6 protein-coding genes and 1 tRNA gene are annotated in these 10,920 nt (G+C 69.0%); 3 read left to right on the forward strand and 4 right to left on the reverse strand.

Translation table 11 applies throughout. The features are described from left to right. Nucleotides 1–240: 240 nt before the first annotated feature. The 3 genes from P1P70_RS32075 (at nucleotide 241) to P1P70_RS32085 (ending at nucleotide 3,047) form a co-directional block, all read left to right on the forward strand. Entirely contained in the window at nucleotides 241–1,788 is a 1,548-nt protein-coding gene (locus P1P70_RS32075; protein ID WP_319244041.1) for an RICIN domain-containing protein, read from the forward strand. A gap of 124 nt (nucleotides 1,789–1,912) precedes the next feature. Further along, a tRNA-Trp gene (locus tag P1P70_RS32080) sits at nucleotides 1,913–1,986 on the forward strand. A 113-nt stretch (nucleotides 1,987–2,099) separates the two neighbouring features. Next, nucleotides 2,100–3,047, forward strand: coding sequence for an ATP-dependent DNA ligase (locus P1P70_RS32085; protein WP_319244043.1), 948 nt, complete (start codon nucleotides 2,100–2,102; stop codon nucleotides 3,045–3,047). Nucleotides 3,048–3,138: 91 nt separating this feature from the next. On the opposite strand, the gene P1P70_RS32090 is transcribed toward P1P70_RS32085, so the two are convergent. From P1P70_RS32090 to P1P70_RS32105, 4 genes are all read right to left on the reverse strand, one after another. Further along, nucleotides 3,139–3,552 (reverse strand): TraR/DksA family transcriptional regulator, encoded by a 414-nt coding sequence (locus P1P70_RS32090; RefSeq protein ID WP_319244045.1) that lies wholly within the window; start codon nucleotides 3,550–3,552, stop codon nucleotides 3,139–3,141. Nucleotides 3,553–3,839: 287 nt separating this feature from the next. Further along, nucleotides 3,840–5,888, reverse strand: a complete 2,049-nt coding sequence (locus P1P70_RS32095) for an alpha-L-fucosidase (RefSeq protein WP_319244047.1) — start codon at nucleotides 5,886–5,888, stop codon at nucleotides 3,840–3,842. 408 nt (nucleotides 5,889–6,296) lie between these two features. Beyond that, the gene (locus P1P70_RS32100; protein WP_319244049.1) at nucleotides 6,297–8,777 is read right to left on the reverse strand and encodes an RICIN domain-containing protein; all 2,481 of its coding nucleotides are present in this window, start codon (nucleotides 8,775–8,777) and stop codon (nucleotides 6,297–6,299) included. A 113-nt stretch (nucleotides 8,778–8,890) separates the two neighbouring features. Next, a complete protein-coding gene (locus P1P70_RS32105; RefSeq protein WP_319244051.1) occupies nucleotides 8,891–10,891 on the reverse strand; it encodes a lectin in 2,001 nt (666 codons plus the stop codon). Between the last annotated feature and the right edge of the window lie 29 nt (nucleotides 10,892–10,920).

The raw sequence follows: 10,920 nt of genomic DNA on the forward strand, positions 1-10,920 counted from the left end.
CGCCCGTCCCGCCCGGCGTGGTCGGCGTCACCGCGTCTGCCTGCGAGATCCCGCTCTCCTTCGCCCCGGCGCCCTTGTTGGACGTCTGGCCCGTGTGACAGGGTGGTTCAACTCAGAACGATCCGTATTCGGGCCTATCGGATGGGACGGGTCGTGGCGTTGCCCGGTCCGCGCTGCCGCTGTCCCCGCACCGGCTCGGATGAGGTTGCCCAGTACGCCCTGGGAGAAGGAAAGCCCTCTGTGTCATTCGCTCATCCGCATCCCACCGACCCGGCACCCGACCCCGAGGCCGCTCCAGGGATGTCCGACGACGCACTCGTCGCCGCGCTGAGAATGTCCCGGACCGTCGAGGACACGACTCCCGTCGCGGCGTTGATCGCGCGACACGGGCCGTCCGTCTCCGACTACGCGGAGATCTGTGCCTTCGGGTCACCCGCGCTCGCGCGAGCGCTCGCCGCCGCGGCGTTCCGCCATGTGGTGCGGGACCTCCAGAGAGCCGGATCGACCGGCGCCCTGCGCCCTCGCCTTCTCGTCACCGTGCGGGACTCCGCGCGTGCGCGCGCACAGACGGGCGCCGTCGCAGGGATGTCGTACGACCAGGCGGGGACCACTGACAGCGGCAGGCCGTTGCCGCACCCGGTCGCCGAGAATCGGCACCTGAGCCGCACCGCTTTTCTGCGGCTCCCGAGGACCACGCAGTACGTGCTGTGGCACACGGAAGTGGAAGCCGAACCGTCGGCCGTCCCCGCGGCCTTGCTCGGTATCGACGGGGACCTACCGCCCTTCGAGGTGGACCGGGCTCGGGAGCAACTGCGATCGGCTGTCCTGCGCACGCATGTCGAGCAGTCGGCTGGAAGAGAGTGCCGGGACTTCAGCCGCCTTCTCGACGCACCCGCACGCACTGGCGGATCTTCGCTGCCCGAGGTGCAGTCGCATCTGGATCTATGCTCGTACTGCCGACACACCGCCGAGCAGCTCAGGCTCTGCGCCGGCGAACCGGGCGTGCTCCTGGCGGAAGCGTTTCTCGGCGACAGCGCTCACGCCTATCTGACCGCGTGCCGGGCACGTCCCTCACGGACGGCAGCGGTTGCCACGACCGCCGGCGCGGTCGACACCCCTCCCTCGGACATCCCACAGACGACACAGAGGCCGAGAAGAAGGAGAAAGCCCGGTACCACCCGCAAGGGCACGAAGCTCGTCGTCGCCGGGATCGCCGTCGGTTCGGCCGCTGTCGCGGCAGCGCTCATCGTGGCCGGTACATCGTCGTCCGACCACACCACACCGCCTCCAGAGGCACAGCCGCCCACGCCCACGCCGTCGACATCGTCTCCCGCGACGTCGACCGTCCTGCCGGTCCCTCCGGAGAGCGGGAGACTGCGCAACGCCGCCGCCGACCTGTGCATGGACGTCCCCGGAACGCGGCCCGAGCGCGGCGCGGAGGTCACTCTGTCCACCTGCTCAAATGCCAGTACGCAGCGGTGGACCTATCTCGACGACGGGCTCCTGCGCAACCTCGCCGAACCGGATCTCTGCCTCGACGCCGGAGGCGACGACGAGGTGCTGGATCTGGAGCTCTGCGCCTCCTCGGGCGACGTCTCCTTCGGTCTCCGCTTCGAGTTGAGCCCCGAGGGGGAACTCTTCCCACGGGACGAGGGGAACCTCGTGATCGCTCCCGCCTCACCCGAGGCCGGCACCCTTCTGGTGGCGAGCCCGCGGAACGGAGAGGCGGAACAGAGGTGGCTGGTCGAGCCGATCTCCGGAACATCCACGCCCGGGCCCGGGAGATGAGGCTTCGGCGGTAACGAACGGAGCGTCCGGTGCGTCCAGGTCACGACAGCTCGTCGAAAACCCCTTGGCGTTGAAAACCCCTTGGCGCTGGACCCGTTGGTTACGTCAGGCTGTCACTCACCGAAGGGGTGTAGCTCAGATGGCCAGAGCGCCGGCCTCCAAAGCCGGATGCCGCAGGTTCGACTCCTGCCGCCCCTGCTACGTACCACGCGTCTCGCATCTCGCGGCGACCCCACGCAGACCACGTTGTGTGCTCGGCGCGCGGGTGAAGGGGCACCGACCTAGGCTGAAGGGTGTCGCAGGAGGTCCCGGTGCCGCCCTTCGTTCTGCCCCTGCCCCTCGCGCGGGCACGCGCAGTCACCGCCGTACCCGAGGCGCGGGGCTGGAGTCTGGAGCCGAAATGGGACGGCTGGCGATGTCAGATCCACACCGCGACACGGCGGATCTGGAGCCGGCGAGGTACCGACCTGTCGCGCGCGTTCTCCGACGTCGCCGCCGTGGCCGCCGAACTGCCGGACGCCGTCCTGGACGGTGAGCTCGTCGCGGTGCTCGACGACGGCTCCGGCGTGGCCTTCGACCGGCTGCAGAGTCGGGCCGGCCGCCGTGGCCCGCGGCGCGACGCCGACTTCACCGTCCACGCCGCCTTCTTCGACGTCCTCGCTGTCGGTGACACCGACTGGCGGCCCCGCCCGTACGCCGAACGGCGCCTCGAACTGCTGCGTCTGCTCGAAGCCGGCCCCGCCAGGCTGCGCCCCGTGCCGGCCACCGAGGACGCCGGGCAGGCCCTCACGTGGGTCGGCGCGCTCGCCGGCGTGGAGGGCCTGGTGGGCAAGCGGACCCTCGCACCGTACGCCGCCGGCTTTGCCTCGGGCTGGGTGAAGTGGCGTGAGCGTCACACCACCGAGGCCGTGGTCATCGGGGTGGCCGGCACGACCCCGGAGACTCAGGCCCTGGTCCTGGGCCGCCCCCGGGACGGCCGGATGCACGCCGTCGGGGTGAGCCTCCCGCTCACCCCGAACCAGCGTCTGGCCGTGGGGCCCCTGCTGCACGCGTCGGGCGAGGAGATGCGCGAGGTGCCGGGCGCGGCGTGCGGGCTGCCCGGAGCGGACGCGGTGCGCTACTGGCCGGTCAAGGCCGAGGTGGTGGTGGAGATCGAGGTCGACCGGCCGGGGACGGAGCCCGGCCGGTACGGGCATCGTCCACGGGTACGACGAGTACGCGGCGACCTCTCTCCGGACCTGGTAGACGACGAACAGTGACGGAAGGCCGTGCCTAGCCCGGTTCGCGGTGACGGTGACGAGGGTCGACCCCTGCGCGTCGGGGGGCCGACGGGCCGGACGCGGGCGGGTATCAGGCGGTGCGCGACGGACGGGGCGGGCCGGAGCCGGAGCAGCGGACACACGTGGTCGCCGCCGGACGGATCTCCAGGCGCTCGGGCGGGATCGTCACACCACAGCTTTCGCACTGTCCGTACTGTCCTCGCTCAAGTCGTTCCAGTGCCCGGTCCAGTTCTTCCAGATGCTGGCGTGCCTGCGCCATCAGGGAGGCGACGTGGGCCCGTTCGAAAGCGGTGGTGCCTCCCTCGGGGTCGTGCTCGTCGTCGACCGCGACCAGGGCGTTCGCCGCGACGATCCCGTCGAAGTCACGGCTCAGCGCGGCCGCCCGGGCGAGGGTCTCGGCGCGGGCGGCCGTGAGGCGTGCACGGGCTGCCGCGAAGGTGGACGGGCCGGTGTCATGGGGGCCCTGGCGGGATGTATCACCCATGCTGCGAGAACACCGATGGGCGGTTCACGATTCCCCCGGTCGGCCACAGCCTTCGCTCGGCGGGGCGGGCAAGGGCGCTTCTCTCTGTGGCCCTCGCCCTCGCCCTCGCCGAGCGGGCGTCGCCGATCATGGCTCAGCGTGTGCCGACCACGACCTGCCGGATCAGCTTGCCGGCCCCTCCACCCCAGACAGCGGCTTCGAGCCTCCTCCGGTGCCGCGGCCCCGTCGGAAACGCTCCGACAGGCTTGAAGCGGCGTGCGCGCGCCGGGGAGAAGGGGCGGCGTCGGTCAGGCGACCGGGCTGAAGGTCCACAGCAGGTTGGTGCTCTGCTGCCACGTCCACTGCTTGGCCACGGCCCCCGAGGCGGCCATTCCACCGCCGTCGAGGACCAGTCCCGTGCTGCGGTTGGCGATCGAGTACTGGCCCTGGCCGCGGTGGGTGATCTGCCACTGTTGCGTGTTGCTGCCGTCCCAGGCCTTCTGCCGGGCCGGGTCGCCGTTGCCGGTGGCACCCCAGCCGTCGGCGACCATGCCGTTGGTGCGGTTCACGAGCCTGTAGTAGCCGTTCCCGAGTTCGATCGCCTGCCACTGGAGATTGGCGTGCACCACTGGATCCCACAGTTTCAGGTTCGAGCCACTGGCGACGTTGCCGCCGCTGTCCAGGGCCAGGTGGTTCGTGACATTGGTCAGGCGGAAGTACGTGGAGGGTCTGAACGTCACCTTCAGCGACCTGATCGCGTCGTTGTTGCCGGTCACCCGAAGGTCGGGGGTGTTCGAGGTGAACGTCCAGGCGGTGCCGGTGAAGTTGTCGCCGGAGTAGCCCGTCACCTGGAGACCGGCGGGCACCAGGAGGGACGAGGCCGTGGCCGGTGCCAGGCCGGCGGCGGAGAGCTGGGAGGAGGTGTAGCTGCCCAGCGGCAGGACGGCGCGACCGGCGTCGTAGTCGACGTTCTGGAACACCGTCGCGGAGACCCTCGTGGGCATGCCCTGCACCTCGACGCACACCACGGAGTCGTTGGCGTTCGGCGCGGTGGTCGGCACGGTGACGTTGATCTGGTCGGTGACGGTGAAGGGCAGCGAGACGGAGGGGTTGTTCAGCAGATAGACGCGGCTGATCGTGTTGTCGACGACCGGGATCCGCAACTGGCCGTTCGTGGGCCAGCTGAAGACATGGGCGAACAGCTTGCCGTTCTTCTTGGTGACCTTCCCCCAGGAGGGTTCGGCGGTGAAGGGGCTGCCGCTGGTGCCGTGAATGCTGTCGCTGTACGTCGACATCCATGAGGCGAGGCCGTTCAGGACGGTCTGGGATCCGGCGCTGACCGAACCGTCGCCCTTGGGGCCGATGTTCAGCAGGAGGTTGCCGTCCCGGGAGACCACCGTGACGAGTTCCTGGACGACGTCCTTGACGGACCTGTAGTCGTCCTCCCTCGACGCGTCGTAACCCCAGGCGCCGTTCATGGTCGCGCACCGCTCCCAGGGCCGGCCCATCGGCTCGGCGGGTATTCCGAACTCCGCGACCGCGTAGTCGCCGAGACCGTGGTCCCGCTTGACCCGCTCGTTGATGATGAGGCCTGGCTTGCGGGCCAGCAGCCAGTTGTAGAGGTCGACGCCGTCCGATTTCAGCCACCAGTCCTGCAGGGTGGGGCTGGAGGGCTCGCCGAACCAGTCGCCGTCGAACCACAGCAGTGCCGGGTCGTAGCGGTCCAGCAGCTCCTGGAGCTGTGCCTTCATGTCGGCGATGTAGGCGGTGCGGGCGGCCTGCGACGACATCGTCGTGAGACCGTTCGAGTGGCGGTCGGTCTGGGACGGGTGGTTCCAGTCGAGGATCGAGTAGTACAGGCAGAACTTGATCCCGCGGCTCTCGCATTCGGTCTTGAGGTCCCCCAGCAGGTCGCTCTGGATGCCGTTGTAGTCGCGCAGGTTGTACTGCTTGGTGCCGGTGGTGTCGGTGAAGCCCGCCACGTCCGAGTTCCACATGGCGTAGCCCTCGTGGTGCTTGGAGGTGATCACGAGGTACTTCATGCCGGCGTTCTCGGCCAGTTCGGCGATGGCGGCGGCGTCGAACTGGGCCGGGTCGAAGTTCTGGGTGACCTGGTTCTGGTAGTTCGCCTTGCTCCACTGCTGGTTGGTGAAGGCCCACTCGCCCTGGCCGAGCTGCGAGTAGGACCCGAAGTGGATGAACATGCCGAACCTGGCCTGGTACCACCAGTCCATCTTCGAGGGGACGGTGTACGCCTCGGCGGTGGCGGGCCACTGGGGCAGGCCGAAGGCCGCGATCCCTCCGGCGAAGGCGGCGGCCTTCATCAGTGAGCGTCTGCTGAGACGGGCTGAGGACATGGTGCGGCTCCGTGGGTCAGGGAGAGGCAGGGCATCGCGTCAGTGCACAGAGGAGGGGTGCCGTAGCCGCGCCCTCCGAGAGGAGACATCGGATGGATTTATAGAAGCATGACGGTAAGCGTGTCCAGAGGTAGGACAAGATACGTCCACAAAAATAACGCTCAGCGCAGATGCGAGGCCGGTGCCGGGGAGCTGAGCGGCCTACGGGGTCGACCTCATACGTAGGATCTATTCGTGGACACCAGTCGGTGTCGAACGCGGACATGGCGCGCCGGCCACGGCTTGCCGGCGCAGATCGCCGGCGGTCGCTGGGGCCTGTCCCGGGAACAGGTAAGTTGTGCGCACGCGCCAGGAGGGGGCACACCGGCCGGTGCCGGTGTGCCCCCTCCCACGGGTGTGGTCAGGCTGTCAGGTGATCTTCACCAGCTTCCACTGCTGGTTGGTGCCGCCGGTGGTGGGCCACTGGATGACGGCCGCGCCCTCGGCGGTGGAGTTCGCGGAGACGGCCACGTTGTAGGCGTTCGAGCGTGACTCGATGGTGTAGTTGCCGTTGTCGGTCGGAGCGATCTGCCACTGCTGGTTCGGCTGGCCGGTGGGGGTCCACAGCTGGAACTGGGTGTCGGGTGTGGTGGTGGCGAAGGGGATGTCCAGCGCCTTGTTGCTGGCGACACCGGTGACGGAGTAGTAGCCGGCGCTGTTGCGGGCCAGCTTCCACTGCTGGTTGGTGCTGCCGGTGTCGGTCCACTGGATGATGGGCGTGCCGTTGGCGGTAGCGCCGCCCGAGGCGTCGAGGGCCTTGCCGCTCCTGACGCTGATGATCTTGTATGTGCCGGAGAGGTCGGGGACGGTTCCGGGGGTGATGGACAGGTCGGAGTACTGGACGGGGTGGTACCCGGCGGTGCCGAGGCCGGCCAGGCCGCCGCTGAAGCTGTTGTCGGTGACCGTGCCGACCGTGGTGCCGTCGATCCTGGCGGTGATCGTGGAGCCCTGGAAGCCGAGGGACAGCTTCTGCCAGGTGTTCGTCCCGGGGGCGGACACGGTGCCGCTGGCCAGGGTGGTCCACACCCACTGGTTGTTCGAGGTGTTCGACTTCAGTACCGACCAGGCTCCGGTGTCGGACAGGCGCAGGTGGTAGGCGTTCAGACCGCCGTTGTTACGGCCCTGGGTGCCGACCCGGCCGAGGATCTCGGCGGCGCTGCCGCTCTTCTCCAGCAGCACGTCCGCACTGACCGTGTAGTTGCTCCAGCCCAGCTCGCCCATGATCGTGTAGGGCTGGGTGCTGTTCTCGTGGGTCCACTTGAGCGGCTGGACCTGTGCCATCTGGCGCAGGCACCGTCCGGTGCGGCCGCCGGCGCAGGAGGCCGACTCGAACGCGCCGTTCATGGTGGCGAAGTACTTGGCCTCGCGTCCGGCGCCGTAGCCGGCGAAGGTGTCGGCGTACGGCAGCGCGAGCCGGCTGCGCTGGGGGGAGGCGACGGTGCCGGGGGCCTGCCCGCTGGTGGTGGTCACCGTGTAGACCCGGCCGGGCTGCAGGGTGAGCGTGTACGTTCCGTTGGTCGTCGTCAGGTCGGAGCCGCGCACCATGCTGGGCGTGTCCCTGCCGGGCTGCGACAGGTCGGTGGACCACACCCGCAGGGTGCCGCCGGGAAGCCCGCCCGCCACCTTGAGGTTGACCGTCTGCGCCTCGGTGGCCTGCGTCGTCTCCAGGACGGTGCTCCAGGCGCTCTTGTCGGGGGCGGCGTAGCTGACGTAGCTGCCGTTGACGCGGTTGCCCGCCAGGTAGCCGGTGGCGGTGTCGAGGTACTTCCAGCCGGGCGAGGTGAACTGGGTCGTCTGCGCGATGACCCAGGCGGTGCGGCCCACACGGTAGTTGCCGGACCAGGGCTGGTTGGCATTGACCAGGCCGACGGTCTCGAAGTCGAGGTTCTGGTAGATGGACGCGACGATCGGCCAGTTGATGTACGCGGTGGTCTTGGCGTCGATGTAGCCGCGGTTGAGGGCGCGGGCCACCGGCGGGGCACCGATCTCGGCGTCCTGCGAGCCGTTCTCGCTGGCCCAGATCGGCTTGCCGAGGGTCTGGGCGTCGGAGGTGGACGAGCAGGACGTCATCTCGGATATGCCACCGCAGGTGTAGTGGCCGCCGGCGATGTCGACGGCGTTGTAGAGGGCGCTGTTGTTCTTCATGTCGGTGGCGATGTTCCAGGCGTTGGTGCCGAAGTGGTCGCCGCCGACCAGCTTGACCGAGGAGTAGCCGTTCGCCTGCAGGGCCGACTTCAGGTTCACGTACCAGGTGGCGTTGTAGTCCTTCTCGTTCCAGCCACCGACGTAGTCGACCGTCACACCGTGCTGCTGGGCGCAGTCCAGCCAGGACAGGTAGTAGTCGATCATGTCCTGGGAGTAGAAGTTGCCGTTACCGATCCAGCCGGGCGCGCCCCAGGGCATGCCGAGGACCTTGATCTTGGGGTTACGGGCCTTGGCCTGCTCCATCAGCCAGAACTCGTAGCCGGCGTCGCAGTTGATGGTGCCCTTGGTGTGCTGGTGGCTGGCCTCGGCGCCGTCGGTGGAGTTGGTGTCACCGCCCATCTCCACCTTGAGGATCTGCAGGTTCGCGCCGTAGCCCGGCTTGAACAGGTAGTCCAGGACCTGGTTGCGCTGGGTGTCCGGGTAGTCGTACAGCAGGCGCGTGTTGCCGCCGCCGCCGCTGATCGCCCCGACGCCGTCGAAGGTACGGCCGCCGCTTGCGCCGTCCACCGTGATCGAGGTGGCGGGGATGGCGGCCTGCGCGGTGGACGGGAACGGCCCGTAGAGCATGGCCAGCGTGAGGAACAGGGTGGCGAAGGCCGCCATCCGTCTGAGGTGTCTGTCAGGCAGACGCAGGATGTCGGGCACGGGTCGGTCCTCCTGGGGCGTTGCTTTCCGCGCCGAGGCTTCGGCACGTACGGGGTGGGGGTCTCGCGTCGCTGGAACCGGTGGGAAGGGTGCTCGGGGTCCTTCTGCGGGTCTCAGGTGCGCGTCCACTTCTGGTTGGCCCCTCCGGTGCAGGCCCACAGGATCAGCTTGGTGCCGTTGGCGGTCGCCGCGCCGGAGACATCCAGGCACAGGCCGGACAGGTTGCTGGTGACGGTGCCGTTCGCGTTGACGGTCCACTTCTGGTTGGTGGTGTTGCCGCAGTCCCAGATGATCACCTTCGTGCCGTTCGTGGTGCCGTGATCGTTGGCGTCCAGGCACTTGTTGCCGTAGACCACGAGTTCGCCGCGCGAGGTGTGGGTGAAGGTCTGGTTGCGTCCGCCGGAGCAGTCCCAGATCTGGGCCTGGGTGCCGTTGACGTAGGTGTTCTTGTCGATGTCCACGCAGCGGCTGGAGGCGGAGCCGACGAGGGCGGTGCCGTCGGTGCCGGGGATGCCCTGGATGCGCAGGGCATCGATGTCGGGTGCGGTGCCGCCGGAGATCGCGGCGAACTTCACGGTGTTGGCGCCCTTGGCCAGGTGGGCGAGTACGGAGACGGTGCGGTAGGTGGTGGCCGAGCCGGTCGGCGGGAAGGCCACGCGGTGGGTGTACTGGCCGTTCACCTGGATGGTGGCCCTGCGGGCGGTGGCGCCGCCGTTGGCGTAGGTGATGTCCACCAGCTTGGTGCCCGCTGAGGCGGCGGTGACGCCGGTGAACGTCGGAGTGGTGGCGGTGGTGGTGTCCTCGTACGTCGAGCCGGAGGCCTCGGTGCCGGAGACGGTCAGCAGCACCGCGTCGTTCGCCGGCACGGAGCTGGTGTAGCCGGTGGCGAACGATCCGGCGTCGGTGCGGGTCCAGGCGTTGCGCACGGTGGCGGAGGCCGGGGTCAGGCCGAGGTCGGCCCAGCGGACGGTGATGTTCGCGGTGGAGCCGGTGCGGTTGAGCAGCATCACCGCGCGCTTGCCGGTGCCGGAGAGCACCTTGCCGTACACCTGCAGGTTACGGGTGTCCTCGGCGACCTCGACGGCCTGCAGCCCGCGCGGGTCCTGGTCGATGGCCAGGACCTCGGGGTTGGTGAGGATGTCGCGGGTCTCCGTGGTCATGGTGGCGATGTTGTTGCCGGCCAGCAGCGGGGCGCCGGCCATCGACCACAGGCTCATGTGCAGCCGGTTGCGCGCGGCGGTCATACCGTTCAGGCCGACCATCATCATGTCCGGGTCGTTGTAGTACCCGGTGTGCTGGGCCGCGGGCTGCAGCGCCTGGTCGAAGTTGCGGTACATCTTGGCCAGGTCCGGCGTCTGCCTGAAGAAGAGGACGTCGTCGCTGGTGCGCCACAGGTCGCCGTAGCCGGTCGCCCAGTTCCAGGGCAGTCCGGTGCCCCACTCGCAGAAGGACAGCACCAGCTTGCGTCCGGTGACGGCGGAGGCGGCGTCATGCGCGGCGGAGATCGCCTTGTACGTGGTCTCCTGGTTCAGGCCCTCCACCCGGCCGCCGCAGAAGTCGAGCTTCACGTAGTCGAAGCCCCAGCGCTGGAAGGTCTCCAGATCCTGCTGGTAGTGGCCCTCCATACCGGTGTTCGGGGCGGCGGGGCGGGTGGTGGGGAAGTAGTAGCCGCAGCCCTGCTTGCCGGCGTCGGTGTAGATGCCGGCCTTGAGGCCCTTGCTGTGGATGTAGTCCGCGATCGCCTTCATACCACCGGGCCACAGGGTCTCGTCCACGACGATGTTGCCGTTCGCGTCGCGCTGGCCCTGCCACCAGCCGTCGTCCAGATTGACGTACTTGTAGCCGGCCGCCGCCATACCGGAGGAGACCAGGGCGTCGGCCTGCTGTTTGATCACGTTGTGGTCGATGCTGCTGAAGAAGCTGTTCCAGGACGCCCAGCCCATCGGCGGCGGGGTGACAGCCGTCTGACTGGTGCTCACGGCTGCCGGCTCGGCGGACAGGGACGCTGCTGATTCCTGCCGGTCGAGGGAGGCCAGACCTGCGACGACGAGTACGGCGGCGACGAGTTGGGCGGTGATGCGCCCGGTCCATCTTCGCGCGGCGGTGCGGAGCATGCGGCTCTCCAAGGGGGAGGGGAGGGGAG

The sequence above is a fragment of the Streptomyces sp. MB09-02B genome (assembly GCF_033794485.1).
In the GTDB taxonomy this organism is placed as follows: Bacteria; Actinomycetota; Actinomycetes; order Streptomycetales; family Streptomycetaceae; genus Streptomyces.